Annotated in this window: 25 protein-coding genes; 10 read left to right on the top strand and 15 right to left on the bottom strand. The window is 64.1% G+C overall.

Translation table 11 applies throughout. The features are described 5' to 3' along the window. Window positions 1-17 precede the first annotated feature (17 nt). Window positions 18-1,403: a hypothetical protein gene (locus EH209_RS20950; RefSeq protein WP_126664755.1), complete on the bottom strand. Its 1,386-nt coding sequence runs from the start codon at window positions 1,401-1,403 to the stop codon at window positions 18-20. An 88-nt stretch (window positions 1,404-1,491) separates the two neighbouring features. On the opposite strand from EH209_RS20950, the gene EH209_RS20945 reads away from it, so the two are divergent. Together EH209_RS20945 and EH209_RS20940 are read left to right on the top strand one after the other, a co-directional pair. Then, a complete protein-coding gene (locus EH209_RS20945) occupies window positions 1,492-1,944 on the top strand; it encodes a MoaD/ThiS family protein (RefSeq protein WP_126664754.1) in 453 nt (150 codons plus the stop codon). Between the two features lie 103 nt (window positions 1,945-2,047). Beyond that, on the top strand, window positions 2,048-2,356 hold the full coding sequence (locus EH209_RS20940; RefSeq protein ID WP_126664753.1) for a CGCGG family putative rSAM-modified RiPP protein: 309 nt from the start codon (window positions 2,048-2,050) through the stop codon (window positions 2,354-2,356). Between the two features lie 7 nt (window positions 2,357-2,363). Here EH209_RS20940 and EH209_RS20935 read toward each other — a convergent pair whose 3' ends face one another. From EH209_RS20935 to EH209_RS20925, 3 genes are all read right to left on the bottom strand, one after another. Next, complete coding sequence (locus EH209_RS20935; RefSeq protein WP_126664752.1) at window positions 2,364-3,587, bottom strand: sensor histidine kinase; 1,224 nt, start codon at window positions 3,585-3,587, stop codon at window positions 2,364-2,366. An 84-nt stretch (window positions 3,588-3,671) separates the two neighbouring features. After that, on the bottom strand, window positions 3,672-4,889 hold the full coding sequence (locus tag EH209_RS20930; RefSeq protein WP_126664751.1) for a TIGR04347 family pseudo-SAM/SPASM protein: 1,218 nt from the start codon (window positions 4,887-4,889) through the stop codon (window positions 3,672-3,674). Further along, the gene (locus EH209_RS20925; RefSeq protein ID WP_126664750.1) at window positions 4,886-5,266 is read right to left on the bottom strand and encodes an Htur_1727 family rSAM-partnered candidate RiPP; all 381 of its coding nucleotides are present in this window, start codon (window positions 5,264-5,266) and stop codon (window positions 4,886-4,888) included. Before EH209_RS20925 ends, EH209_RS20930 begins: the two co-directional genes overlap by 4 nt. A 150-nt stretch (window positions 5,267-5,416) precedes the next feature. On the opposite strand from EH209_RS20925, the gene EH209_RS20920 reads away from it, so the two are divergent. The 7 genes from EH209_RS20920 (at window position 5,417) to EH209_RS20890 (ending at window position 12,058) form a co-directional block, all read left to right on the top strand. Next, the gene (locus EH209_RS20920; RefSeq protein ID WP_126664749.1) at window positions 5,417-6,559 is read left to right on the top strand and encodes a TIGR04053 family radical SAM/SPASM domain-containing protein; all 1,143 of its coding nucleotides are present in this window, start codon (window positions 5,417-5,419) and stop codon (window positions 6,557-6,559) included. 347 nt (window positions 6,560-6,906) lie between these two features. Further along, window positions 6,907-7,581, top strand: a complete 675-nt coding sequence (locus EH209_RS20915; protein ID WP_126664748.1) for a helix-turn-helix domain-containing protein — start codon at window positions 6,907-6,909, stop codon at window positions 7,579-7,581. Between the two features lie 127 nt (window positions 7,582-7,708). After that, window positions 7,709-8,755 carry a zinc-dependent alcohol dehydrogenase family protein gene (locus tag EH209_RS20910; protein ID WP_126664747.1) on the top strand — a complete coding sequence of 349 codons (1,047 nt, stop codon included), beginning with the start codon at window positions 7,709-7,711 and terminating at the stop codon, window positions 8,753-8,755. A gap of 187 nt (window positions 8,756-8,942) precedes the next feature. Continuing rightward, the gene (locus tag EH209_RS20905; RefSeq protein ID WP_126664746.1) at window positions 8,943-9,323 is read left to right on the top strand and encodes a cupin domain-containing protein; all 381 of its coding nucleotides are present in this window, start codon (window positions 8,943-8,945) and stop codon (window positions 9,321-9,323) included. A gap of 115 nt (window positions 9,324-9,438) precedes the next feature. After that, window positions 9,439-10,296, top strand: a complete 858-nt coding sequence (locus tag EH209_RS20900) for an aldo/keto reductase (protein WP_126664745.1) — start codon at window positions 9,439-9,441, stop codon at window positions 10,294-10,296. A gap of 35 nt (window positions 10,297-10,331) precedes the next feature. Beyond that, a complete protein-coding gene (locus tag EH209_RS20895) occupies window positions 10,332-11,006 on the top strand; it encodes a helix-turn-helix domain-containing protein (RefSeq protein ID WP_211338403.1) in 675 nt (224 codons plus the stop codon). 47 nt (window positions 11,007-11,053) lie between these two features. Further along, entirely contained in the window at window positions 11,054-12,058 is a 1,005-nt protein-coding gene (locus EH209_RS20890; RefSeq protein WP_126664744.1) for an aldo/keto reductase, read from the top strand. Window positions 12,059-12,820: 762 nt separating this feature from the next. On the opposite strand, the gene EH209_RS20885 is transcribed toward EH209_RS20890, so the two are convergent. The 7 genes from EH209_RS20885 to EH209_RS20855 all read right to left on the bottom strand — a co-directional run bounded on the left by EH209_RS20885 (window position 12,821) and on the right by EH209_RS20855 (window position 19,311). Continuing rightward, on the bottom strand, window positions 12,821-14,653 hold the full coding sequence (locus EH209_RS20885; RefSeq protein WP_126664743.1) for an acetyl-CoA carboxylase biotin carboxylase subunit: 1,833 nt from the start codon (window positions 14,651-14,653) through the stop codon (window positions 12,821-12,823). A 715-nt stretch (window positions 14,654-15,368) separates the two neighbouring features. Further along, window positions 15,369-16,202, bottom strand: coding sequence for a carbon-nitrogen family hydrolase (locus tag EH209_RS20880; protein WP_126664742.1), 834 nt, complete (start codon window positions 16,200-16,202; stop codon window positions 15,369-15,371). Beyond that, window positions 16,199-16,645 (bottom strand): SRPBCC family protein, encoded by a 447-nt coding sequence (locus EH209_RS20875; RefSeq protein WP_126664741.1) that lies wholly within the window; start codon window positions 16,643-16,645, stop codon window positions 16,199-16,201. The genes EH209_RS20880 and EH209_RS20875 overlap by 4 nt, the downstream gene beginning before the upstream one ends. Window positions 16,646-16,746: 101 nt before the next feature. Continuing rightward, complete coding sequence (locus tag EH209_RS20870) at window positions 16,747-16,971, bottom strand: DUF7123 family protein (protein ID WP_126664740.1); 225 nt, start codon at window positions 16,969-16,971, stop codon at window positions 16,747-16,749. A 91-nt stretch (window positions 16,972-17,062) separates the two neighbouring features. Then, a complete protein-coding gene (locus EH209_RS20865; RefSeq protein ID WP_008895391.1) occupies window positions 17,063-17,251 on the bottom strand; it encodes a DUF7525 family protein in 189 nt (62 codons plus the stop codon). 155 nt (window positions 17,252-17,406) lie between these two features. Further along, the gene (locus tag EH209_RS20860; protein WP_126664739.1) at window positions 17,407-17,763 is read right to left on the bottom strand and encodes a hypothetical protein; all 357 of its coding nucleotides are present in this window, start codon (window positions 17,761-17,763) and stop codon (window positions 17,407-17,409) included. 3 nt (window positions 17,764-17,766) lie between these two features. After that, window positions 17,767-19,311, bottom strand: coding sequence for an acyl-CoA carboxylase subunit beta (locus EH209_RS20855; RefSeq protein WP_126664837.1), 1,545 nt, complete (start codon window positions 19,309-19,311; stop codon window positions 17,767-17,769). Window positions 19,312-19,536: 225 nt separating this feature from the next. On the opposite strand from EH209_RS20855, the gene EH209_RS20850 reads away from it, so the two are divergent. Then, a complete protein-coding gene (locus tag EH209_RS20850; RefSeq protein ID WP_126664738.1) occupies window positions 19,537-20,814 on the top strand; it encodes an ABC transporter substrate-binding protein in 1,278 nt (425 codons plus the stop codon). A gap of 105 nt (window positions 20,815-20,919) precedes the next feature. Here the strand turns inward: EH209_RS20850 and EH209_RS20845 are convergent, their stop codons facing one another. The 4 genes from EH209_RS20845 to EH209_RS20830 are packed head-to-tail and all read right to left on the bottom strand — an operon-like array spanning window position 20,920 to window position 24,912. Further along, window positions 20,920-21,624, bottom strand: a complete 705-nt coding sequence (locus EH209_RS20845; RefSeq protein WP_126664737.1) for an ABC transporter ATP-binding protein — start codon at window positions 21,622-21,624, stop codon at window positions 20,920-20,922. Then, window positions 21,624-22,424, bottom strand: a complete 801-nt coding sequence (locus tag EH209_RS20840; protein ID WP_249038872.1) for an ABC transporter ATP-binding protein — start codon at window positions 22,422-22,424, stop codon at window positions 21,624-21,626. The genes EH209_RS20845 and EH209_RS20840 overlap by 1 nt, the downstream gene beginning before the upstream one ends. Before the next feature lie 29 nt (window positions 22,425-22,453). Then, window positions 22,454-23,803: a branched-chain amino acid ABC transporter permease gene (locus EH209_RS20835; protein WP_126664735.1), complete on the bottom strand. Its 1,350-nt coding sequence runs from the start codon at window positions 23,801-23,803 to the stop codon at window positions 22,454-22,456. Next, entirely contained in the window at window positions 23,800-24,912 is a 1,113-nt protein-coding gene (locus EH209_RS20830; protein WP_126664734.1) for a branched-chain amino acid ABC transporter permease, read from the bottom strand. The genes EH209_RS20835 and EH209_RS20830 overlap by 4 nt, the downstream gene beginning before the upstream one ends. Window positions 24,913-25,195 lie beyond the last annotated feature (283 nt).

Raw genomic sequence — 25,195 nt, 5'->3', positions numbered from 1 at the left:
TCCGCGCCCGGGAACGGTCACCGCTCCGGCGCGGGATCGACATCGGGTTCAGGATCGCCGCCACCAGTCCCGGCGCCGCTCGTCGACTCGCGGACGCCCGTCAGGACGCCCGCGAGGCCGTTCGGCCCGTGGCGGTGAATCGTCAGGAGCACGTTCGCTACGAACAGACAGAGCCCGAGCGCCGCGAGCGCGGTCCCGGCGGTCGCGACCGACTCGGGGAGATCGAACAGCGGAGCAGCGGCGATTCCGAGGAAGCCGACCGCGGTCAGCCCGAAGTCCGCGCGCTCGAGGCGGTCGTCGTAGAGGTCGTCGATCATCGGCACCTGCTCGAAACCGAGCCGGTCGCTGTAGCGCTCGTGCCAGATGATGAAGGGGACGATGTGGTACAGCGAGCCGACGACGACGAAGGCGAAGACGCCGACGACCAGCACGGCGCCGCCGTCGGGGTGGCCGAACAGCGTGCCGTACTCGAGGGGCTCGAGCCACCATGCCGGCGCGGTCAGCGCCAGCCAGGCCCACAGCGACGCGACGACGACCCAGTAGCGGTCGATCATCGGCGAGCGATCGACCGTCGCCCCCAGAAGCTGGCGGGCGACGACGACGGTGAACGCCGCGAGGCCGACGAGTACGGCGACGGCACCGACGCGAGCGAGCGGGAGCGACTCGAGCCCGCGTCCGGCGGCGAAGAGGACCACGCCGGCCGGGAAGGTCAGTTGCTCGAGACCGAGCAGCCGCTCGTCGACCGCGCCGCGCTCGGTCTGGGTGAACATCGTGACGAGTTGGGCGAGCGCGCCGACGACCGTCGCCGTGATCGCGCCGAGCAGCGCCAGCGTCGCGTGGACGAGCAGGATATCCCCCCGCGTCAGCGCGGTCGCGTCGAAGACGGGCGTCGTGAAGTCGACGGCCAGCAGGAAGCCCAACGGGACGACGAGCGCGAAGGCCCCGAGCGCGACCGCGAAGTGGCGCTCCGTGAAATCGAGCGGGCGGGCCCGCCACAGCGTCCGGCCAACGTTGTAGACGAACGTCCAGATCCCCAGCAGCAGCGCCGCGCCGGCGACGGGGAGGACGGACAGCGCGCCGGCTAGCAGCGCCGCGCCGAACCCGACCAGTCCGGCGGCGACGAGGGCGAGTTGGGCGACCGCGAGCCGTCTCGAGTAGATCGACACGCCGGACCAGACGGGGACGAACTGGGTCATCGCGCCCATGATGGTGATCGCGATCCAGCCGACCAGGAGGACGTGGACGTGCGCGAGGCTCGCGAGCACCGGCAGCGTCGTGACCGCCGTCGCGAGCTCCGCGCCGATCCCGATGACGAGGAAGGCGAGCCCGAGGACGAAGTGCCCGAGGGGGATCGCCATTGGGGGCTGCTGGTCGGTACGGAGACCGCCCGGAATTCGGTTCATATCTATCGGTACGCGCTCCACCGCCGTCCCGTTGAACCCGAACACGTTCGCACTAGAACGGTTGCTCGTCGCGGCCGTACGATCGCGTATGACCGCCGAAACCACCGAAGCGATCGAGACGGCTGCAGGCGAGAGCCGAGAGCAGCAAACAGCGCAGGAAGAGTCAACGGGGACGCGCCCGCAGACGACCGTCACCGTCCGCTGTACCGGCCACGTCCGCGACGCCGTCGGCGCCCACGAACTCGAGTACGGCTTCGCGGGGACGCGTCTCCGGGACTTCCTCGAGGCCTTCTTCGACGACTACGACGTCGAGGAGTTGCTGATCGCGGAGACTGAAGCGGACGCGACCCACAGCGGCTGGGCGCCGGTTCCCGACGACCTGCCCGGCACGTGGCGCAAGAACCCCGAGGGCGAACAGACCCGGCCGTTCGCCCGCGTCTGCATCAACGGCCGATTCAACGAACATTTCGAGGGATTCGAGACGGAACTCGAGGACGGCGACCGCGTCGCGCTGATCTACCCGTTCATGTTCTGCTGCTGAGCGGGGGCCGCGTCCGATCGCGCCGGGACCGACGACCGCCGTCGATGGCGGGCCGAACGTGTTCGTCTCAACCCTCACGTCCGCTCGAGCCCGACGAACGCGTATGAGCAACGGTAGTGCGGATTCCGACATCGAGCCCGTCACCCGCCGCGAACACGACGTCTCGTGGTCGGCGAACCTCGAGAAACCCCGCCACGCGGCGGACCGCGACCTCGTCGTCTCGCAGGCCAAAGGCGCGGTCGAGGCGACCGCAGCGGGCACCCACGTCAACCTCGTCACGCACGGCGACCACGGTCGGCCCGAAAACTACCTCTGGGACGAACTCGAGGCCGCGTTCGAGGGGATCGATCTCGAATACGTCGACCGCTGTGGCTGCGGCGGCCACGTGACTCGAGTCCACGTCGGCGACTGAGTCCCGATCACGTCGACGGCGACCGGGCGGACCGACCGTCGGCGATCGATTTCTCGGCCCGCGATTGCGAAATCGCGACAGAAAACGTCGAGCCCTCGCCAGGTTCGGAGTCGACGCGGATCTCCCCGCCGTGGCGCTCGACGATGCGTTTGCAGACCGCCAGTCCGATCCCCGAGCCGACGCTCTCTTCGACGGAGTGGAGCCGCTGGAAGAGCGCGAAGATCCGGTCGATGTCCGCGGGATCGATTCCGATCCCCTCGTCGCGGACCGAGATCACCCATTCGGAACCGGTCTCTTCCGCCGACACGGCAACGCGCGGTGGGTCGTCGCCGCTGTACTCCAGCGCGTTCGACAGCAGGTTCTGGAACACCTGCCGCAGTTGGCCGGCGTCGCCGGTCACCGTCGGGAGCGGGTCGCGAGCGATCGCTGCGTCGGTCTCCTCGATCCGAAACTGGAGGTCGGTGAGCACGTCATCGAGGACCGCGTCCAGATCGACGGACTCGAACGGATCGCCCTGCGTCTCGACCCGGGAGTACTCGAGTAAGCCGTCGATCATCCGGCGCATTCGGTCGGCGCCGTCGACCGCGAAGTCGATGAACTCCTGACCGTCCTCGTCCAAGGCGTCCGCGTACCGGCGCTCGATCAACTGCAGGTAGCTCGATATCATCCGCAACGGCTCCTGGAGGTCGTGGCTGGCCGCGTAGGCGAACTCCTCGAGGCGTTCGTTCGAGGCCTCGAGCCGGGCGTTGGCGCGCTCGAGTTGCGCCTTGGTCGCCTCCAGTTCGTCGTTGCGCCGCTCGACGGCGTGTTTCTCTTTGAGCTCCTCGTTCTGTCGCTCGAGCGTTCGGGAGTGGGTGATCGCGCGAGCTTCGTGGACGCCGACGGCCAGCCCGGCGATCGACCCGGTCGCGACCGACGCCGTCTGCGTGCTGACCGTAAACGTCACGTCGACGGCGGGATCGGCCGCGCGCAGCGCGATCAGGCCGACCATCACCGCGATCCCGCCGACGATCCACGCGGCGATTCGCGGATGGAGATCGGGGTCGATATCGGTCCCCGGCAGCCAGACGCCAACGGACAGCAGCACCAGCCCCGGGGCGCTGATCAGGAAGACGTCGAGTACCGCCTCGAGAGCGGTCCCGCCGTCGGCGAGCGTCGCGGCCGCGGTGGCGAGTGCGACGACGGCGAGGACGACCCCGGCTACGGTAATCACGCGGTGCCAACGAATCATCGTGGACGGTAGGCGATCCGGAGGCATCAACGGCGCGGATAGCGGGGATGAACGTCGCGAAACCGAGAGTATCGGCGCCGGTGCTCAGTCGGCAGCGCCGCCAGCGACCGATCCCGGGTGCTCGCCGCGGACCTCCTCGTCCCGGAGGTAACACTGCGGATCCGGCGCGAACAGGTCCCTCGTCGTCGCGAGCGCGCGCAGCCGCGACGCGCCCCGGCAGATCGACTTGTACCGACAGTCCGCACACTTCCCGGTGAGCCGATCCTCGCGCTCGCGCAGCGCCGACAGCAGCGGGTTCGACTCGTCCTCCCAGATCTCGCCGAACGGCCGGTCGCGGACGTTTCCGTGGCTGTAGCCCTGCCAGAACTGCGTCGGATGGACGTTGCCCGCGTAGTCGACGTCGGCGATCCGCTCGCCGGTCGGGTCGCCACCGTTTCGCTCGAGGTAGTCGTAGACCGCCCGCGCCTTCGCCTCGCCGAACTCCTCGCGGGCGTACTCGACGAGGAACGCGGCGTCGGCGTAGTTGCCCACGAGCAGAGTCTCGATCTCCTCGCCGCGGTCGTGGTACTCGAGCGTGAGGTCAGCGACCTGCTTGACCGCCTCGCGTTTCTCCTCGGGGGAGAGATCGGCGTCGACGATCTCGGCCCCGCGGCCGCCGTAGTCGAGGTGGTAGAAACAGAACCGGTCGAGCCCCTTCTCGGCCAGTAGATCGACGACGCCCTCGAGGTCCGGTGCGTTTGCTTCGGTGATCGTGTACCGCAGCCCCGTCTTGAGGCCGACGTCGAGACAGTTCTCGATGCCGCGGACGGCGGCCTCGAACGCGCCGTCCTTGCCGCGGAACTCGTCGTTGCGGTCGGGTAGGCCGTCGACGGAGATACCGGCGTACTGCAGCCCCGCTTCGTCGAGCGCTTCGGCCTTCTCCCGCGTCAGGAGGGTCCCGTTCGAGGAGAGCACCGGACGCAGGCCGAGGTCCGCGGCGTAGTCGACCAGCTCGATTAGGTCGTCCCGAACGAGCGGTTCGCCTCCGGAGAAGAGAATGACGGGCGCACCGAAATCGGCCAGTTGCTCGAGGAAGGTCTTCGCCTCGCTCGTCGAGAACTCGCCGGGAGCGGCCTCGAGGTCGGCGCCGGCGTAACAGTGCGAACAGTAGAGGTTGCACCGCCGCGTGGCATTCCAGACGACGACCGGCCGGCGCTGTTTCTCCTCGGTGATCTGGGGCTTCGAAGAGCCGTCGGCCGCGTCGTAGCGCAGGCCGTCCCCCTCGGCATCGAGATCACAGAGGAGTTTACTGATCGAGATCACAGGCTGTTCACCTCGGAGGCGCCAGCGGTTTCCTTGTAGACGCGGGGTTCTCCGTCGCCGCCGTCGCGGTCATCGTCTCCGTCGCCGTCGTCGGCATCGGTACCGTCGCCATCGTCGTCGGATCGCTCGGCCTCGGACTCGAGACCGCGCGTCGAGTACCGCCCGACCGCGTCGGCCGGGCAGAGCCAGACGTCGACGGCGTACCAGCCGAACAGCCGCGAGGCGTGTTCGTGGGCCTCGCTCTCGCTGGCGGCCGCGACGCTGCCGACGTGTCGCAGCGGATCGCCGAGCTCCTCGCGCAGGAACACTTCCCACTGCGGCGTCGGGTTCCCCCGTTCGTCGGCCTCGACCCGATCGCGTCGTGCTTTCTCGACCATACCGGCTCGTAGGAACCGGTGCCGTAGAACCGTCCCTCAAACTCCCAGGCCGTGGGAACACCTGCCCGCGCTGCCGAACCCGTTCGTCGCCGTTCCCGTCGTCCGGGAAATCCGGCGACCTTTTCGACTGTTTGGCGCCGACTCCCGATAATGCGCCCCGGCACGCTCGATACGTCCGACCGACCGATGGTCCTCATCTGGGAACTCACCCAGGCCTGCGGGCTGGCCTGCGATCACTGTCGGGCCGACGCCCAGCCGAACCGCCACCCCGACGAGCTCTCGACCGCCGAGGGAAAACGCCTGCTCGAGGATGCCGCCGAGTTCGGCGACGGACAGCTGGTCGTCCTCTCGGGCGGCGACCCCCTCGTGCGCGACGACGTCGAGGAGTTGATCGCCCACGGCGATGACCTGGGACTCCGGATGACGATCACGCCGAGCGGCACCGGCTCGCTGACTGCCAACCGCATTCAGGCGATGGCCGACGCCGGGCTCAAGCGGATGGCCGTCAGCATCGACGGCGCGTCCCCCGAGAGCCACGACGCGTTCCGCGGCGAAACCGGCAGCTTCGAAGAGACAATCCGCGCCGTCGAGGACGCCAAGGCGGCGGGCCTCCCGGTCCAGGTCAACACCACGGTCTGTCGCCAGACGGTCGGCGAACTCCCCGAAATCCGTGATCTTCTGCGGGAGATCGGCGCCGTGATGTGGAGCGTCTTCTTCCTCGTCCCCGTCGGCCGTGGCCGCATCTTAGAGCCGATCGATCCCGACGAGGCCGACGCCGTGATGGCCTGGCTCGACGAGGTCAGCGACGAGGAGCCGTTCGGCCTCAAGACGACGGAGGCGCCCCACTACCGCCGCGTCTCGATGCAACGACAGCGTGCTCGAGCGGACGAGAACGGCGAGGGCGGTGACGACGACGGCGGACCGCCCTCGCAGGGACTCAAGCGTCGCGGCGGGATCGTTGCCGGGGACGGCTTCGCGTTCGTGAGCCACACCGGCGAGGTCTTCCCCTCTGGCTTCCTTCCGGAATCCGCCGGGAACGTCCGCGAACAGCCTGTTACCGACCTCTATCGCGAGTCGGAGCTCTTCCGAAACCTGCGCGACCGCGATACCCTCACCGGCAAGTGCGGAGCCTGTCCGTACCGCCACGTCTGCGGCGGGAGTCGCTCGCGGGCGTTCGCGACGATCGGCGACCCGTTCGCGAGCGACCCGCTCTGTCCGTACGTTCCCGACGGCTACGACGGGGAGCTCCCGTGGGACGGCGACAGTGAGTGGGACACTGCAGTCGGGGACTGACCTCGAGTCGACAGCCGGCGGCGAGCCGTCGCCACATCGGTTCCGTTCGGCGCAGGCGCATATTCTACTACGGAGAGGGTATCATAGAACTGGTCTCATACCCACTACGCGGGCATCCTGATTCGATAAGTACAGGCGAAGGCGTTACCGGAGCAGCTCCCCATCTCTCGGATAGGCGTCAGAAACGACCTGCTGAATATAGAGGGTGAATGTAGTAAGCGGTCTTCGGTTGGTTCTAACAATCGGTGACCGGCTTATCGTTCGGCCGGAGAGGAAAATTGCTGCGTTAGGCCTGACTGGCCTGCTGACCATAGGATGTTAATATCTAGGGAGCGTCCTTCGAGACGATGACCATCACTACCGAGTTCGTTCTCCAGTCACCTTCACTTCCGCTTGTCAGCATCCCAAATACACTACAACCTGACGAAGTCGAATGTCTCCACGCACTCTGCCTCCAGCCGGACGTGCAAGTGTTCACTGTTCAGTTAGATCGAGACGATGGTGTCTCCAAGGAAGACCTGCTAACGCTTGATGAAGTTGTGGAGGTTGATTCGATCGGAGAGACGAGCGACAAGACGGTCTATAAGGTCATTGTTGAGTTGGAAGACGCCGTATCGGAGGCGTTCGCCCCAGACTTTGAAGGTGTACAACTTGAGCCAACGGTCATCACCACCGAGGGGTGGTACGAAACAAAGGTGTTCAAGCATTACGAGGGCTTCAACGAGTTCCGAAAGAGTTGCGAGAAACACGATATCTCTCTCGATCTTACCTCTATTTCACCTGATCCATCTACCTCCGATGACTCGTCACAAAATGGACTCACAGAGCGGCAACGAGAGGCACTCACGCTTGCGATTTCTCGCGGCTACTACGAGAGTCCGAGGCAGGTCACCGCCGAAGAGCTTGCCAACGAGCTTGGGATTTCGCAACCGTCGCTGTCTAGTCTCCTCCGCCGTGGGGAACGACGACTCATTACATCCTCGTTAGGCTCTGAGGCGCAATTACAGACGATCACCAGATAGCCAGGAAATCTCTAAGCCAACACTACGAGTGTTATCCTTCAGAGGCAGGTCAAGAGTTGGGTCTATATAAATGCCCTATCTGGATAGCATCAGTCCCATCCTGTCCAAAGGCGCACAATAGACTGTAATGAAAACAGCAGTCTACGGCGGCCCTGGCGAGATTCGGATTGAAGACAAACCCGAACCGGAACTCGAAGACTCGACGGATGCGATCATTCGTGTCACGCACACCGCGATCTGCGGGTCAGACCTCTGGTTCTATCGCGGCGACGACGAACCCGAAGTCGGCTCGCGTGTCGGTCACGAACCGATGGGCATCGTCGAAGAGATCGGCGACGATGTCCGGCATGTCGAACCTGGCGACCGTGTCTTCGCACCCTTCGCTATCAGTTGTGGTGAGTGCGAGTTCTGCCGCAAGGGACTCCATACCGCCTGTACGAACGGTGGGTTCTGGGCACCAGAAGGACAGAACGGCGGCGCACAGGCCGAGAAGCTCCGTGTCCCCCAGGCGAACGGCACGTTGGTCCGCGTCCCCGACCGGTACGCCGACAACGAGGAGGTTCTCGAGGCGTTGCTCCCCCTGACGGACGTGATGGGAACTGGTCATCACGCAGCCGTCTGTGCGGACGTTGAGGCCGGCGACACCGCCGTTGTCATCGGGGATGGCGCGGTCGGTCTCTGTGGCGTCCTCGCCTCCAAACGGCTCGGTGCTGAACGCATCATCGCGGTCGGCCATCATGAGGACCGCCTCGAGCTCGCCGAGGAACTCGGCGCAACTGACATCGTCTCCAGCCGTGGTCAAGAGGCTATCGAGGAGATCCAAGAACTCACGCACGGTGGCGCGAACCACGTCCTCGAATGTGTCGGCGCGGAGTCCTCGCTGGAGACTGCCGCGGCCGTTGTCCGTCCCGGTGGCAACATCGGCTACGTCGGCGTCCCGCACGTCGAAGACCCGTCGTTCCTCCAGCCGCTGTTCTTCAGCAATGTCTCGTTCACCGGCGGCCCGGCGCCCACGCGAGAATACGCCGAGGAACTTATGGAGGACGTACTTCAGGGCACTCTCGATCCGTCCCCGATCTTCACGAAGACCGTTAACCTCGACAACGTTCCCGAGGGGTACGAGGCAATGGATGAGCGTGAGGCAATCAAGACGCTGGTGAAGATCGACGAGTAAAGAGTCAGGGTCGAAACCTGTCAGGGGGTTCTTGTTTTCGGCTCGTACTGTCGGTTGAGATGTTTTCGCGGATGGTCGAGAACGTCCATCTCTCCAAAGAAGAGTCTGCGTCAGATGCAGTCTCTTAAACAGGCTTTCTTGATAGCATCGTTCTAAAGGAATTGACTGCGTCAATCATAGATGAGCTATGGATGTGACAAACCTTCCGTCCGCAAGTCGAGAAGAATCCGACCACCCGGTACAAGAGGGCTCACCGCTCGTATCCACAGGGGTCGAAAGTGCGTTTGACGAGACCAGTGTCACCGCTGCAGAAGTGACCTTTCGTCCGGGAGAGCGAACCAAGTTCCATGCCCACGCCGGCGTCCAGATCCTCTACGTCACCGCCGGTGTTGGGATGGTCGGCAATCGTAAGGGTGAACAAGAGGTATCTGAGGGCGATCTTGTCGTCTTTGACCCCGGAGAGGAACACTGGCACGGCACCGCTGAAGATGCTGACGAGCAGTTCAGTCACGTATACTTCCTCGCGGAGCCGGACGACGGCGAACTAACTATTCAAGAAGCTCGGTAGATGGAATATACGCCGAACGACTTGACCGAGTTGGGGAGGAGATGTCTTAAATACGCTTTCTAAATAGGACTGGAGTTAATCGATATGAGGGGTTGGTTTACATTGAGTACAAATCATGGATTATCCGATTGTCGAACTCAACAACGGCGTAGAGATGCCCATTCTGGGCTTCGGCACGTATCAGATAGACGACCTCGATGTGTGCGAGCAGAGCGTCTCTGAGGCGCTGGATACCGGCTATCGGCTGATCGACACGGCAGCGGCCTACCAGAACGAAGAGGCCGTCGGCAGCGCTATCGAGAACAGCGACGTCCCCAGAGAGGACATCTTCGTCACGACAAAGCTCTGGGTTCAAGACGCCGGCTACGAGAGCACGAAGAACGCCTTCGAACGGTCGCTGGACAGGCTGGAGCTCGACTACCTGGACCTGTACCTGATCCATCAGCCATACGGCGACGTTCACGGGTCGTGGCAGGCTATGGAGGACCTCTACGAGGAAGGCAAGGTCAGGGCAATCGGTGTCAGTAATTTCCACCCCGACCGCGTGATGGACCTGATCGTCCACAATGACGTCGTCCCCGCGGTCAACCAGATTGAAACCCATCCCTTCTACCAACGCGTTGATGACGCGGAGTTCCTCGATCAGTACGACGTCCAGCACCAGTCTTGGGGGCCGTTCGCTGAGGGGAAGAACGACATCTTCGAGCACGATGTTCTGACGTCGATCGGCGACCAGTACGGCAAGACAGCCACCCAGGTAGTGCTTCGATGGCTGATTCAGCGGGACATCGTGGCGATTCCGAAGTCCGTCCACGAGGAGCGAATTACTGAGAACTTCGATGTCTTCGACTTTGAACTGAGTTCCGAAGACATGGAGACGATCGCGGAGCTAAACGAAGGTGAGAGTCTGTTCTTCAGTCACCGCGACCCGGAGATGGTGAAACAACTGAGCGAGATCGAATACGACATCTAATCCACTCGCCCCATCTCCCACCGCGGCACCTCACTATGACGATTACCACCAACCTCCATCTCAGCTCGCCGTCGCTGCCCCTCGTCAGTATCGCCGAAGCTACTCATGCCGGCGAAATCGAGTGTATACACGGACTCAGCCTCCAGCCGGACCGCCAGCTATTCATTATCCAAATCGACACCGGGGAAGACCTGTCCGAAGAGCGTCTCGTGACGCTCGACGAAGTCGTGGAGGTGACGACACTCGGGCAGTCGAGCGGGAAAATGATCTTTAAACTGACTGTCGAGCTCAACGAGAAGATTGCGGACGCGTTCGACGGGAGCACCGATGGAGCGTTGATGGATTCGATACTCGTCACCTCGGAGGGGTGGTACGAGGAGAAGCTCTTTAAGGACTACACCGCGCTTAAGGAATTTCAATCGACGTGCGAGGAGAACGGTATTACAGTCGAGATCATCGCTCTCACCCACGATTCGATGTCCTTCGAGGACGACTCACCGTACGGATTGACAGAGCGACAGCACGAAGCACTGTCCCTCGCACTCTCCCGTGGCTACTACGAACGGCCACGCAAGACCACCGCCGAGGAACTCGCCGACGAACTCGGCATCTCACAACCTTCCATGTCGGACCTCCTCCGTCGGGGTGAGCGCCAACTGCTCACTGCAACGCTCGACTCATGCGGGTACATAAAGACGCTTTCCAGATAGTATCGAACCCAAGTGAATCGCACTCATTTCTCTTTCTGTCTTTAACCATGGAATACACAACCCTCGGTTCGACCGGAATGGAAGTCAGCCGTATCTGTCTTGGCGGCATGAGCTTCGGGTCGAATGGTCATCACGAGTGGGCCCTTGACGAGGAGAACTCGCGCGAGATCATCGAACGAGCGATTGACCTCGGGATCAACTTCTTCGACACCGCGAACGCCTACTCGAACGGAAGGTCCGAAGAGATCATCGGGGATGTCCTCTCGGAGTACGACCGCGACGAGCAGGTCGTTGCGACGAAGGGGTTCTTCCCCACGAATCTCATGTCTGACAAGGACGAACCCCACCCGAACGCGTCTGGGCTCTCTCGGAAGGCCATCGAGCAGGAACTCCAGAACTCTCTGGACCGGTTGGGGATGGACACCATTGACCTCTATCAGATTCACCGTTGGGACTACGACACGCCCATCGAGCAGACACTGCGCGCACTTGACGACGCCGTCCGCCGAAACCAGATCCGGTACACTGGGGCGTCGTCGATGTGGGCACACCAATTCCAAGACGCGTTACATACTAGCGACTGTCTTGGCCTCGAGCGGTTTGCGACGATGCAGAACCACTACAACCTCTTCTACCGCGAGGAAGAGCGGGAGATGCTTCCACTCTGTCGGAAGGAAGGAATTGGTTGTATGCCGTGGAGCCCGCTGGCCAGAGGATACGGGGCTCGTCCCCACGAAGAATACGAATCGACCGAACGCGGGAGTGACGATGCAGACTCTTGGAGCGACCGGTTAGCGATCTATCGAGCGGGTGGTGGCGTCGAAATCAACAATCGGATCGAGGAACTCGCCGAGGAGAAAGGCGTGACGATGGCACAGATCTCGCTAGCCTGGTTACTGCATCAGGATGCTGTCGATGCGCCGATCGTTGGCACGACAAGCGTCGACCACCTAGAGGACGCCGTCGAAGCCATCGACATTGGTCTCTCAGACTCGGATATCGAGTACCTCGAAGAGCCCTACGAACCGGTGCCGATCGAAGGACACGAGTAGCTCCTAATTGTCCCATTTCGAGAGCGCGTAAAGGACTCTCCTCCCGCGGCACTCAATTCTCATAATGACCAACGTCCACATCCTCAGCAAGCATGGGCAAATCGCACGTATCCCTACCAAACTCTTCCTCGAAGAGACTGATGTTAAACTCACCCTCTACCTCCGTCGTGCCGAGTGCCTCAGTGCGCTCCGTGATCACGATACCTTAATATTTCTCCGATCACCGTTCTCGTAGATCGGTCACGATCCCGTGCCGCATTCGCGCTCTGTATTCAGCAAGGCTCTGCCAACATCCCAGATATATAATGGAATTATCAGTATTAGATTCGCATACCTACGCGTCAATCAATTCAACACCGAAGTGAGTGTGATAAAACCGAGAGAGGAATTCTATGACACCCTCGTCCGGAGCCAAGGGTCGAGACCGAAAAAACCGGAGTCGCGGGCGAAAGCCCAATGACTGACCAAAGTCCGTCGGGTTCGGGCACCACCCCGAACCGACGCGGCTCCACCCTGCAAGTCGTCCGGCTCGAGACCGCATCGACGCGCCGACCGTCCCGTCGTCGATCCGGTCGCGCGGCCCTGTCACGGGAGCGGTCCCGAACGCGTCGGCGCCGCGCATGGGACCGTTCCGAGGGCGGCTACTTGGCGGTTCGTCCGCACATATTCACCGATGTCGTATGGTGCCGACGTGGATGAGCGAGCGTCGGCAGCGCCGCCGCTCGATCTCGAGGCGAAAACGGAAAAGTCGACCGCGCGGGCTTACTCGAGGACGACCAGCGTATCGCCCATATCGACGCTCTGGTCTTCCTCGACGGCGATCTCGGTGACAGTGCCGCCCTTGGAGGCGACGATGTCGTTTTCCATCTTCATCGCCTCGAGGACGACCAGCACGTCGCCGGCGGCGACCTCGTCGCCGACCTCGACCGTGACGTCGAGGATGGTGCCCTGCATCTCGGCATCGACGGTCTCGCCGCTGCCCTCGAGTTCGTCGCCACCGCTGGAGCCGCCGCCGGGTTGTGGTCGTTCGGCCTGTCCGCCGCCGACGTCGACGTCGCCGGCTGGGATGGCTGGCGCGCCGTGTTCCTCGAGTTCGACCTCGAAGCGCTTCCCGTTGACCTCGACGGTGAACTCGCGTTCGACGGACTCCTCGTCGTCGCCGGCTCCGTCGCCGGTGTCGCCGCCCCACTGTTCTTGGGCCTCCTCGATGCGGGTCTCGTCGAGTTCCTCGTCCAGGTATTTCGTCGTGTGCGTGCTCGCGACGAACTCCTCGTCGGTGAGCATCAGCCGGTGGAACGGGATGATCGTCGGGATTCCCGCGATCTCGTACTCTCGCAGCGCGCGCAGCGAGCGCTCGATACACTCGTCGCGGTCCTCGCCCCAGACGACCAGTTTCGCGATCATCGAGTCATAGTCGGTGACGAGGTCGTCGCCCTGCCGGAGGGCGTCGTCGAGTCGGACGCCGATCCCGCCCGGCGGGTCGTAGGTCTCGAGGGTTCCGCCGGTCGCGGGTGCGAAGTCCTCGGCCGCGTTCTCGGCGTTAATCCGGAACTCCATCGCGTGACCGTCGATGTCGACGTCGTCCTGTGCGAAGTCGATCTCCTCGCCGGCGGCGACTTGGATCTGACGCTTGACGATGTCGTAGCCAGTGATCTCCTCGGTGACCGTGTGCTCGACCTGGATGCGCGTGTTGACCTCGAGGAAGTAGAAGTTCGCGTCGGGACCGAGCAGTTCGCCCGCCTCACGGTCCTCCTCTTCGACGAGGAACTCGACGGTGCCGGCGTTGGTGTAGTCGGCCGCGGCGACGCCGCGGCGGGCGGCCTCGCCGATCTTCTCGCGGAGTTCGTCCGAGAGGGCAGCCGACGGCCCCTCCTCGATGACCTTCTGGTGACGGCGCTGGAGCGAACAGTCCCGCTCGCCGAGATGGCGGACGTTACCGTGTTCGTCGGCCAGAATCTGGACCTCGATGTGACGGGGTTGCTCGAGGTAGCGCTCGAGGTAGACCGAATCGTTATCGAAGTAGGCCTCGCCCTCGCGCTGGGCGCTCTCGAGTTGGTCCTCGACTTCGCTTTCCTCCCAGACGACCTTCATCCCGCGGCCGCCACCGCCGCCCTCGGCCTTGATGGCGATTGGGTAGCCGTGTTCCTCGCCGAAGGCCTTGACCTCCTCGGGGTCGGTGACGGGGTCCGTGGTCCCGGGGACGATCGGCACGTCGGCCTCGCGCATGATCGTGCGGGCCTTGGTCTTCTCACCCAGCGACTCCATCGCCGAACTCGAGGGACCGACCCAGGTGATCCCCTCGGCGTCCTCGACCTTGCCCGCGAACTCGGCGTTCTCCGCGAGGAAGCCGTAGCCGGGGTGGATGGCGTCGGCGTCGGCCTTCCGAGCGGCCTCGATGACGGCCTCGTGATCGAGATACGAGTCGGCCGCGCGGGCCGGCCCCACGTTGTACGCCTCGTCGGCGTAGCGGACATGCCCCGAGTCCTTGTCGGCCTCGGAGTAGACGGCGACGGTCCCGATGTTCAACTCCTCGCACGCCCGCATCACTCGAACGGCGATCTCCCCTCGGTTCGCCACGAGGACCTTCCGAAACATTCCTGATTAAACCACATGCGAACCCACTACGTTACTTTTTCGCAACGGGTCGTCTACTGATGAGGGTTCGCGAAACCGACAGTCGTCGCCGCCGAACGCGCCGCTTCTCGAGCGAGGTGAATCACTGAAAGGGACGTGGACGAGGGAGAGGCGGAGATGTGGACGCGGGCGAGAGGTGCTCGTTCCCGGGAACGAGCATGCGACGGGCCGGAGCGACGCGCAATGCCGGTCGTGACGTGAAAAGCGCCGTAAACCGGCATCCGGACAAATGCCGCGACGGAATAAAAAGTCAGCGGTCGGCGAATCGCTGAAAGCTCTGCGACGAAGAGCTACTTACCATGAGCACGGATGCGTGGCGCTACGCGCCGCGGAACGACGAGCGGCGCAAGCCGCGAGTCAGTGAGCGAGCGGGCCGACGACTGATGTGAACGAGCGACGACGGGACGCGAAGCGTCGCTACCGAGCGAGTGAACGGAAGGAGGAGGCTTTTCATCAACGCTAAGCGGGATCTTCGATCCCTCGCTGTCCGAGAGAGCGCGTCGCGCTCTCTCGAGATGTTGCCGAGTGCGGTCGCGAAGCGACCGTACGTGGTTCGAGACGCCTTCGACGTCTCGTCATCAATCGAGACCGAAGGTCTCGCGGACCTCGCGAATCTCCGATTCGCTCAGTCACGGAAGACGCTTTGCGTCTTCCGAACGACAGCGCAAAAGGGTGGCTAGAGGCGACGGTCCCGAAGCGCCGGAAACTCCTCGCGAACCCGATCGACCGCGCCGAGGTCGAGGTCGGCGACGACCAGCGTCGGATCGTCGCCGCTCGAGGCCAGCGTCGTCCCCCAGGGGTCGTAGACTGTCGAACGACCGAGCAGCGTCGCGTCTTCGTCGGGGAACCGACCCGAGCCGTTGATCGTCGCGACGAAGGCCTGGTTTTCGATCGCTCGCGCGCGCGAAAGCGTCTCCCAGTGTTCGGTCCGCGGATAGGGCCACGCACTCGGGACGAGGACCAGTTCCGCGCCGGCGTCGATCAGCCGCCGGTACAGTTCCGGAAACCGCAGGTCGTAACAGGTCGTCGCGCCGACGGGGACGCCGGCGACGGTCGCCGTCTCGATGCGCTCGCCGGGGACGAGCAACTCCGACTCGGCCGACTGGTAGCCGAAGAGGTGGTGTTTCCGGTAAACCAGTTCCAACTCGCCGTCGGCGTCGAACAGCGCCGCCGTGTTGGCGAGCCCCTCTTCGGCCGGGGTGTCTGCGGTTTCGGTGGCCGCGAGATCCTCGACGATACTCCCCGCCAGGACGGCGATCTCGTGGTCCGCCGCGGCCTCGCGAAGTCGCGTGAGTGTCTCCCCCTCGAGAGGTTCGGCGAGACGGTTGTAACTGTCGAACGCGAAGTAGCCCACGTTGAACAGCTCCGGGAGCGCGACGAGGTCAGCGCCCCGCTCGGCGGCCCGGGAAATCGCCTCGAGCGCCCGCTCGACGTTCGCGTCGACCGCGGTCGGTTCGACCTCGAGCTGTGCGAGCCCGAGCCGCAGCCGCTCGTCGGTCGCCCCGGTCATGGTTCCTCGGAGGGGGACGACTGCAGATCGCGTTCGAGCGCCCGCTGGAGGTTCCGGAGCTCGTCGTCCAGGTTGCGCTTGAAGAACTTCTCGACGCCGGGCAGTTTGCCGTCGACGACGAAGTGGTTCTCGAGGCGGGTACCGTCGTCGGTCTCGACGATCTCGTGTTCGCCGGTGACGTCCAGCACCTTCGACTTGCCGACGAACTTGACGTACGACGGCGGCTCCCGCGCGACGTCCTCGGTGTTGACGGCGACCGTCTTGCGGATGAGCGGGATCGGGAGTTCGACGTGCCAGGTCACCCGCCGCGCCGCCGAATCCTCGACGGTGTAGCGCTGGACCACGCTGATCGCCTGGGCGCGGTTCTCCGGATCGGCGATGAATTCCCAGACGCGCTCGGGCGAGGCCGCGAGTTCGAACGAGCGGTCGACACGTACAGTCATGGCACTAAGTGAGAGAGTCGGTAATAAAAAGACCGCGGACCGGGAGGCAACCGCCGTTCGGGTCGGCTACCGCTCCCGACGCGAGCGGGCCGCGGGCGAGCTCAGCTGAGGGAGACTCTCCAGGTCGTCGACCGAGCGCGTCCCCATTTCTCGATGTCGACGTCGTCTGATTTCTCCGCCAGGTGTGGGAGTCGCACGCCGACCTGTTTCGACGAGAGTCCGATCGCGTCCGCGATATTCTTCGCCCGGAAGTACTGTTCACCACGGGCGGCACTCTCCCGGAGGTACGAGAGAATTCGTTGCTCTTCGTCGGAGTAATCGGTCATCGTCCGTACGTCCCCTAGGGCGTCAGTGCTCTTAACTGTTAACGGTCGTTTCAGTCTCGATGGCGCTCGAGACGTCCCGACTCGAGTGCGATCAGTCCCAGTAGAGGTGGATACCGACGACGGCGAGTGCGCTAAAGCCTATCGCCGCGGCGAATCCCCAGGCGGCGGTAACGTCCGGAGCGCCGGTGAACATCACCAGCGCACCGATCGTCGCGACCGCGCCGAGTGCGAGCGCCAGTCCAACACCCATGTCCGTCGTTGACTCGGTTTCGGTGGCCATGTCAGGGGATTGCGTACGGGGTCTCTTAAGCGCGTTCATTCAGCGTCGGCGAAACGAACGCCGAGTCGGCCACAGAAAACGACGCCGCTCTCGAGGGGACAGCCGGGCGACGGGGATGAGAGCAGTGGCGACCGGTGAAATCGCAGCCGCGGCGATCAGAACCGGTCGGTGCGACCGGCGGCCGTCCACGGATCGGTCGGCGTCTCGCGCGGGACGCGGACGGTCCGGTGTTGCTGGGAGCGGACCCGACCGGCGAACGACCAGCGTTTGTCGTCCCAAGTCTCCGCCCCGTCGGCCGCCGCTGCGGCGGCCGCGAGCGCCTGATCGTGGAGGTGGGCGCCGATCGCGGCCGCGATCGCCGCGGTCTCCTCGTCGTTCGCATCGTCGGGAACGTCGAGTTCGACGTCCGAGAGGAGATCGCCCGCGTCGGCGGCCGCGGCGTCGCCCGGCGTCGCCTGGGTCGCGTCGGCCGACCCCTCCTCGAACTCGACGTTCGACTGGTTGGTGGTCATTGGTTACAGCGGGATGTTGCCGTGTTTCTTGTCCGGGTTGGTCTCGCGTTTCGTCTCGAGCATCTCGAGGTCGTCGATCAGCCGTGGCCGCGTCTCCGTGGGAACGATTACGTCGTCGAGGAAGCCTTTGTCCGTTGCAGTGTACGGGTTGGCGAACTCCTCGCGGTACTCCTCGATGAGTTCGTCCCGGAGCTCGTCGGGGTTGTCGGACTCCGCGAGCTCCTCCCGGTAGAGGATGTTGACCGCGCCCTGTGGCCCCATGACCGCAATTTCGGCGGTCGGCCAGGCGTAGTTGACGTCGGCGCCGAGATTTTTGGAGGCCATGACGCAGTAGGCGCCGCCGTAGGCCTTCCGGGTGATGACCGTTAGCAGGGGGACGGTCGCTTCCGCGTACGCGTAGAGGAGCTTCGCGCCGTGGCGGATGATCCCGCGGTGTTCCTGATCGGTGCCGGGCATGTAGCCGGGGACGTCGACGAAGGTGACGATGGGGATGTTAAAGGAGTCGCAGAAGCGGATGAACCGCGACCCCTTCATCGAGGAGTCGACGGTGAGCGTGCCGGCGTTGACGCGGGGCTGGTTGGCGACGAGGCCGACCGAACGCCCGTCGAGGCGGCCGAAGCCGACGACCAGTTCCTTGGCGAAGTTCTCCGCGACCTCGAAGAACGAACCCTCGTCGACGACACTGTCGATGACGTCGACCATGTCGTAGGGTTTCTGGGGACTCGGCGGGACGATCGACTTCAGCTCCTCGGCCCGGCGGTCGGGGTCGTCCCACGGCTCGACGCGCGGCGGATCCTCCATGTTGTTCTGCGGGAGGTAGGAGAGCAGGCGTTTGATGTCGTCCAAGGCCTGTTCCTCGCTCTCGCAGGCGAACTGGGCGACGCCGGTCCTGCCGGCGTGGGTCATCGCACCGCCGAGTTCCTCGTGGGTGACTTCCTCACCGGTGACGGTCTTGGTGACGCCGGGCCCGGTGATGTACATGTGGCTCGTGTCCTTGACCATGAAGATGAAGTCGGTAATCGACGGCGAGTAGACCGCGCCGCCGGCGCAGGGGCCCATGATAGAGGAGATCTGAGGAACGACGCCGCTGGCTTCCTGGTTGCGCCGGAAGATTTCGGTGAACCCGGCCAGACTCTTGACGCCCTCCTGAATGCGTGCGCCGGCGGAGTCATTGAGCCCGATGACGGGGGCTCCGACCTCCATGGCCATGTCCATGACCTTGCAGATCTTCTCGGCGAAGACCTCGCCGAGCGAGCCGCCGAAGACCGTGAAATCGTGGGCAAAGACGAAAGTGGTCCGCCCGTTGACCTCGCCGTAGCCCGTGACGACGCCGTCGCCGGGAATCTTCTTCTCTTCCATCCCGAACTGGCTCGTCTGGTGGGTCCGGAGCTGGTCGAACTCCGTGAAGGTACCCTCGTCGAGGAAGTAGTCGATCCGCTCGCGGGCGGTCATCTTCCCCTTATCGTGTTGCTTCTCGATGCGGTCCTCGCCGCCACCCAGCTCGGCCTCCTCGCGAAGGTCCTGGAGTTCGTCGATGCGATCTTCCATCGTCATTGTTGATGAACCCTCCCGCTCATTGCCCGAGGAAACGACCACATCCCCCAAAAACGTTCGGTAAATCTGAGTGATATCCCGCCGGAGGTGTGTGAAATTATGCCACGATAGTTCGGTTACGCTTACCGTCGGATTCGGTGACTCGTGAACGGACGCGATTGTCGCCGCAGACTCGTTACAGCACAAACATCTATATAGGATAGCTTGTCACTATTACCCATGGTAAGGCAAGTCAAGCGGAGGTGGGTGCTCAGTGGGATCGGTAGTGCAGGTGCGATCGGTCTCGCCGGATGTATCGGCGACGAGGGGAACGTCGAAGGAGGCGGTCCGGGCGTCCTGAACGTCATCGGCTACCCGGAGAGCGGCATTCAGATCTTCCGGGACTTCTACGCCGACTTCGACACCGGAACGGAGATCATCGTTCCCGACGGTCTGCAGGACGGCGATCTCCCCGACGAAGTCGGGAACGACATGACGAACGTTACCGGAACCGCGCCGGCGTCCCAGGGCCCCCACGAAGACGCCTTCGCAGAGCTCTACGAGGACGAGTACGGCGAATCACCGGGCGTGTTCACCTCGCACACGTTCGACGCCATCGCGGTGTGTACCCTCGCGAACGTCGCGGCCGGCAAGAACGACGGCCAGACGATCCGAGATCAGATGCGCCGGGTCGCGAACCCCAACGGCGACGAGTACGGACCCGGAGAACTCCAGGCGGCCGCTGAAGCCGCCGCGGCCGGCGACGAGATTACCTATCAGGGCGCGTCGAGCGCGGTCGACTTCGACGACGTCGGCGACCCCGCGGAGGCCGCCTACGACGTCTGGGAGTTCAGCGACGGTGACATCGAAACGGTCGATACGGTCACGTTCGAGGGGGACGGCCCCGGCGGCGAGATGGCCGACAAGTCGCCCGGCGGGACTGGTCGCGACGTGATGGTCGCGATGTTGCTCCCCGAGACGGGGGACCTCGGCGAACTCGGCACCCCGATGATTGACGCCGGCCGCCTGGCTATTCAACGGATGGAGGGAGTCGACCTCACGTTCGATCTGCAGATCGAGGACACGGAAACCGACGAGGACACGACCCTCAGCAACGGCGGGGCGCTCATCGACGCGGGGTATCCCGCGATCGTCGGCGCCGCGTCGTCCGGCAACTCCGTCCCGCTGGTCGGCGAAACCAGCAGTGCGGGCGTCGTCCAGTGTTCGCCGGCCAGTACGGCGCTGTCCCTGTCGAACGTCGAAGACGACGGCTACTTCTTCCGGACCGCACCGAGCGACCTGCTGCAAGGGCAGGTGATGGCGGCGGTCTCCGCGAATCGCCTCGAGGCGGACCAGGTGGCCACGCTGTACGTCAACAACGACTACGGGCAGCAGCTCTCGGAGCAGTACGTCGAGTCCTTCGAGAACGATCAGGACGGCGAGGCGCTCAACGAGGTCTCGTTCGAGCCCGGACAAGGCACGTACACCGGCGAACTCGAGTCCGCACTGGCCGAGTAGTAACGCGGCGCCGCGGCGGCCGGTCGCGGCCGGACTCCGCTTTCGTCGCCCGCTGATACGCGTCGATACCATCCGACGACCGCCGAGTCGCGCGCGGACCGCGAGCTACCCGCCGAGGAACTGCTGGCGGACCTCGTCGTCGTTCAGCAGGACCTCACCGGCGTCCTCGTATCGGTTCGAGCCCTGAACGAGGACGTAGCCCCGGTCGCAGCGGCGCAGCGCCTCCTTCGCGTTCTGCTCGACGACCAGGACGGCGGTGCCGCTGGCGTTGATCGCGTCGACGTGGTCGAACATCTCGTCGACAAGGTCGGGGGCCAAGCCCGCGCTAGGTTCGTCGAGCAACAACAGGTCGGGATCGAGCATCAGCGCGCGCCCCATCGCGACCATCTGCTGTTGGCCGCCGCTCATCGAGCCTACCTTCTGGTCCTGTCGGTCGCGTAGTACGGAGAACTGATCGAACACGTTCTCGAGCGCCGCTTCCGGCACCTCGTCGAGGATGTACGCGCCCATCTCGAGGTTCTCGCGGACCGTCAGCGACGGGAAGACGTTGTCGTTCTGGGGCACGTAGCCGATTCCCTCGTGGATGATTTCGTCGGGCGAGCGGCCGGTGATGTCCCCCCTTTTGAACTCGACCGTCCCCCCCATGTACGTCGTCAGTCCGAAGACGGACTTCATGGCCGTCGACTTCCCGGCGCCGTTGGGGCCGACGATAACCACGTACTCGTCTTCGGCCACCTCGAGATCGACGCCGTGCAGGATCTGTAAGTCCCCGTAGCCGGCGTCGAGGTCCCTGACGTCGAGCATCGCCATCAGACCTCACCCCCGAGATAGGCCTCGATGACCCGCTCGTTCGAGGTGATCGCTTCCGGGGCGCCCTCGGCCAGCACCGACCCCTGGTGCATGACGATGACCCGTTCGCAGTTCTCCATGATGAGGTCCATGTCGTGTTCGACGATCAGGAACGTGTACCCCTCCTCGCGGAGGCCGTGGACGTGTTCGAGCAACTTCTTCTCGAGCGTGGGGTTGACGCCCGCGAACGGCTCGTCGAGCAGGAGCATCTCCGGGTCGGTCATCAACGCGCGCGCCAGTTCGAGGAGCTTCCGCTGGCCGCCCGAGAGGGTCCCCGCTTTCTCCGCCGCGAGGTGCTGAATCTCGAAGAACTCGAGGGTATCCCACACGCGCTCTAGGAGTTCGCGTTCCTCTCGGACGACTTCCCGGCGGGTGACCGGCAACACCGATCGCCAGAGCGCTTCGCCCCGCTGGCGCTTCGCCGGCAGCATCAGGTTCTCGAGGACCGTCATGTTCGCCATCTCGCGGGCGATCTGGAACGTCCGAACGAGCCCGTATTCGGCGCACTGGTAGGGCCTGATGCCCGTGATATCCGCTCCCTGAAACGTCACCGTTCCGGCGTCGGGTTCGTGGATCCCCGTGATGCAGTTGAACGTCGTCGACTTCCCGGCGCCGTTGGGACCGATCAGTCCGGTCATCGATTCCGACTCGACCTCGAACGTCGCGCCGTCGACGGCCGTGATCCCGCCGAAGCGCTTGACCAGGCCGTCGACGGCCAACTCGACGCCGTCCGTCGGTCGATCCGGACGCTCGTTCGTCAGGGAGTCGGTCGGTTCGGCGGTCGTATCGCTCACTGGGAATCACCGCCGTGATCGGAATCTGTCCCTTCGGGACGGGGTCCGGCTCCGGTCTCGGCGACGGGTCGATCCGTCAGGGGGATCGCCGCCGCCGTCTCCTCTCGATGGCCGAGCAGCCCGTCGGGCCGTCGATGCATGAGGAGGACGAGCGCAACGCCCATCAGCACGAACTGCAGCGTCAGGAACTCGTCGAAGGTGTACCGCAGGAACGGCGCCGGGTTCGCCGAGAGCAGCGGCGCCACGGCGCCGGCGAACGTATTCGGCGCGTCGCCGACCGTGATGACCTCCTCGATCAGGCGGCGCACGTAGCGTGGTCCCTCGAACAGCACCGCGACGAAGAGCCCGGAGCCGAGGACGCTGCCGGTGTTCGAACCGGCGCCACCGATTATCAGCGCGATCCAGATGTAGAACGTGACGTGCGGTCGGAACGCCGTCGGCGTCACGCCGGTGCGGCGGAACCGCCAGAGGATGCCGGCCAGGCCCATCAGGGCACAGCCGAGCACGAACACCTTGATCTTGAATCGGTTCGTGTTCTTCCCGAGCGATTGGGCGGCCTCCTCGTCCTCGCGGATCGCTTTGAGGACGCGTCCGAACGGCGACCGACTGGTCCGCTGGATGAGCCAGTAGAACCCGATCAGGACGAGCACGAGCACGATCGAATAGGCCAGCGCCCGCGCCTGCGTCGGCCCGAACCCGAACAGGGCGTTCGTGAGGTCGACGAACGAGGAGAACGCCTCGAGCTCGAAGATGACGTTCATTGGATCGCCGTAGTTTCGAGTGAGACCGCGACCGCCGCCGGTCCCCAGTTCGGCCCCGAAGACGCTGAACTGCTGGGCCATACCCGAGGTGAGCCCCAGCCGGACGATCTCCGCAAAGGCGATCGTCGTGATCGCGAAGTAGTCGGCCCGGAGGCGCAACGCGGGGATCGCGACGACGAGGCCCGCAAGGCCGGCGGCGACGACGCCGCCGGCGATCGCGATCGGCATCGGGAGCCCGAGTCCCGGGTACTGTGCGGCGCCGGTCGGGTCGACCGGTTTCGCCAGCATCATCGTCACGTACAGACCGATCGCCATGAACCCCGCGACGCCGATGTTGAACAGACCGGTGTACCCCCAGTGGAGGTTCAGCGCCAGCGTGACCATCCCGTAGACGGCGATCAGGTAGGTCATCCGTCGCAAGGTGTTGACGATTCCGTCGAGGGAGTAGCCGAGCGCGAGTCCGATCGCCGCGTAGACGAGATAGATCGCCGCAAAGGCCACGAAGATCTTCACGACGTCCCGTTCCCAGAGCGCTTCCAATCGGGTCCGTTCGTCCGTCGCGTTCGCGGTCGTATTCGCGCTCATGCCGTCGTCTTCCCTCCGAAGAGTCCGGACGGTCTGATCAGCAGGACGAGGATCATCAGCAGGAACGCGGTGATCGTCGTGAAGTCACCGCCGGGGAGCCAGATCATCGACATGTGCATGCCGACGCCGATGACCAGGCCGCCGAAGATGGCCCCGTAGATCGAGCCGATCCCGCCGAGGATCACGGCCGCGAAGATCAGCAACAGTAGCAACCACCCGAACTGCCAGTCGATGGTTCCCGTCCACAACACCATGAGATAGCCCGCGGTGCCGGCGAGGCCGCCGCCGATCATCCAGGTCCACCGGATCACCCGTTCGGTCGGGATGCCGGTGACGAGGGCCAGGTCTCGGTTGTCCGACATCGCTCGCATCGCTTTCCCGAGTTTCGTCCGCTGGAGCAGGAAGTGAACGCCGAGCATCAGCGCAACCGCGGCGACGATCAACGTTGCGTCGTGGGCGCCGATCGACACGTAGCCGTCGACCAGGAGGAAATCGACGGACGGTACGCTCGCGGTCGTGCCGCGCGTGCTGCTCGAGTAGACGAACACGAGGACATACCGGAGCGCGAACGCCACGCCGACGCTCGTGATCAGCAGTGGAATACCGCCCGAACCGCGGACCGGTTTGAAAGCCAAGCGGTCGATCAGCAGCACGAAAAGTGCCGTCGCGACGCCGGCTACGAGGAGGCCGGCGAGGACGGCGATCGGCGTCGCGGTGATCGCGACGTCGAGTTGCGCTCCGGAGACCTCGCGTTGAGGTGCGACGAGGACGAGCGGACCGACGCTCGCGACGCCCCAGCCAGCGACGAGGTACGTGACACCCCACCCGAAAAACGCCCCCGTCGTCACGTAGTCCCCGTGAGCGAAGTTCGCGAAGTTGAGGATGCTGTAGGTCATCGAGAGCCCGATCCCGGCGAGCCCGATAATCAGCCCGTAGAGGATCCCTTCCGTCACGTATCGGGCGACACGTGAGATGCTGTACGTCCCGCTCGCGAGGCCGAGAACTAGGTCCCCCAACAACGCCACGGCACCGATCCCCACGACCAGTAACAGGAGCTGCTCGGACGAAAGATTTCGACCCCGATTGACCGCCTCATCTACTGTGGACATGCGCAGGCCTCCGTACGAGTCGATACTTTCAGCGCACCGTGTTATATGTTATGGAGGACCTTGGTAATGTATGCCGACCTGGCGACGAGTGAGAAATTTGCTCACAGATACGCCCGTGAGAAAACGCTCGAGAAGGACCGCGGTCGGTGTTTCCCCGCTACTGCCTAGATGCAGGCCTGTCGAAGTGTTCACTGACAACCCCATTATTTATAATGATTGATGTCCATTATCAGCGATGATAAATTCGGGCCGCGAATGTAAGTCTTTAGGACCCCGGGGGGCA

The sequence above is a fragment of the Haloterrigena salifodinae genome (assembly GCF_003977755.1).
Taxonomy (GTDB): domain Archaea; phylum Halobacteriota; class Halobacteria; order Halobacteriales; family Natrialbaceae; genus Haloterrigena; species Haloterrigena salifodinae.
Note: the sequence above shows the minus strand (reverse complement) of the source record. Positions and strands in the feature narration are given on the sequence as shown.

Excerpts from the sequence above, each read along its gene's own strand:
- EH209_RS20865 (WP_008895391.1), bottom strand. The coding sequence starts at position 17,251 with ATGGCCACCGAAACCGAGTCAACGACGGACATGGGTGTTGGACTGGCG.
- EH209_RS20830 (WP_126664734.1), bottom strand. The coding sequence starts at position 24,912 with ATGTCCACAGTAGATGAGGCGGTCAATCGGGGTCGAAATCTTTCGTCC.
- EH209_RS20950 (WP_126664755.1), bottom strand. The coding sequence starts at position 1,403 with ATGAACCGAATTCCGGGCGGTCTCCGTACCGACCAGCAGCCCCCAATG.
- EH209_RS20845 (WP_126664737.1), bottom strand. The coding sequence starts at position 21,624 with ATGGCGATGCTCGACGTCAGGGACCTCGACGCCGGCTACGGGGACTTA.
- EH209_RS20885 (WP_126664743.1), bottom strand. The coding sequence starts at position 14,653 with ATGTTTCGGAAGGTCCTCGTGGCGAACCGAGGGGAGATCGCCGTTCGA.
- EH209_RS20900 (WP_126664745.1), top strand. The coding sequence starts at position 9,439 with ATGGATTATCCGATTGTCGAACTCAACAACGGCGTAGAGATGCCCATT.
- EH209_RS20850 (WP_126664738.1), top strand. The coding sequence starts at position 19,537 with ATGGTAAGGCAAGTCAAGCGGAGGTGGGTGCTCAGTGGGATCGGTAGT.
- EH209_RS20905 (WP_126664746.1), top strand. The coding sequence starts at position 8,943 with ATGGATGTGACAAACCTTCCGTCCGCAAGTCGAGAAGAATCCGACCAC.
- EH209_RS20935 (WP_126664752.1), bottom strand. The coding sequence starts at position 3,587 with ATGATTCGTTGGCACCGCGTGATTACCGTAGCCGGGGTCGTCCTCGCC.
- EH209_RS20875 (WP_126664741.1), bottom strand. The coding sequence starts at position 16,645 with ATGACTGTACGTGTCGACCGCTCGTTCGAACTCGCGGCCTCGCCCGAG.
- EH209_RS20915 (WP_126664748.1), top strand. The coding sequence starts at position 6,907 with ATGACCATCACTACCGAGTTCGTTCTCCAGTCACCTTCACTTCCGCTT.
- EH209_RS20870 (WP_126664740.1), bottom strand. The coding sequence starts at position 16,971 with ATGACCGATTACTCCGACGAAGAGCAACGAATTCTCTCGTACCTCCGG.
- EH209_RS20910 (WP_126664747.1), top strand. The coding sequence starts at position 7,709 with ATGAAAACAGCAGTCTACGGCGGCCCTGGCGAGATTCGGATTGAAGAC.
- EH209_RS20895 (WP_211338403.1), top strand. The coding sequence starts at position 10,332 with ATGACGATTACCACCAACCTCCATCTCAGCTCGCCGTCGCTGCCCCTC.
- EH209_RS20890 (WP_126664744.1), top strand. The coding sequence starts at position 11,054 with ATGGAATACACAACCCTCGGTTCGACCGGAATGGAAGTCAGCCGTATC.
- EH209_RS20880 (WP_126664742.1), bottom strand. The coding sequence starts at position 16,202 with ATGACCGGGGCGACCGACGAGCGGCTGCGGCTCGGGCTCGCACAGCTC.
- EH209_RS20945 (WP_126664754.1), top strand. The coding sequence starts at position 1,492 with ATGACCGCCGAAACCACCGAAGCGATCGAGACGGCTGCAGGCGAGAGC.
- EH209_RS20860 (WP_126664739.1), bottom strand. The coding sequence starts at position 17,763 with ATGACCACCAACCAGTCGAACGTCGAGTTCGAGGAGGGGTCGGCCGAC.
- EH209_RS20925 (WP_126664750.1), bottom strand. The coding sequence starts at position 5,266 with ATGGTCGAGAAAGCACGACGCGATCGGGTCGAGGCCGACGAACGGGGG.
- EH209_RS20835 (WP_126664735.1), bottom strand. The coding sequence starts at position 23,803 with ATGAGCGCGAATACGACCGCGAACGCGACGGACGAACGGACCCGATTG.
- EH209_RS20920 (WP_126664749.1), top strand. The coding sequence starts at position 5,417 with ATGCGCCCCGGCACGCTCGATACGTCCGACCGACCGATGGTCCTCATC.
- EH209_RS20855 (WP_126664837.1), bottom strand. The coding sequence starts at position 19,311 with ATGGAAGATCGCATCGACGAACTCCAGGACCTTCGCGAGGAGGCCGAG.
- EH209_RS20940 (WP_126664753.1), top strand. The coding sequence starts at position 2,048 with ATGAGCAACGGTAGTGCGGATTCCGACATCGAGCCCGTCACCCGCCGC.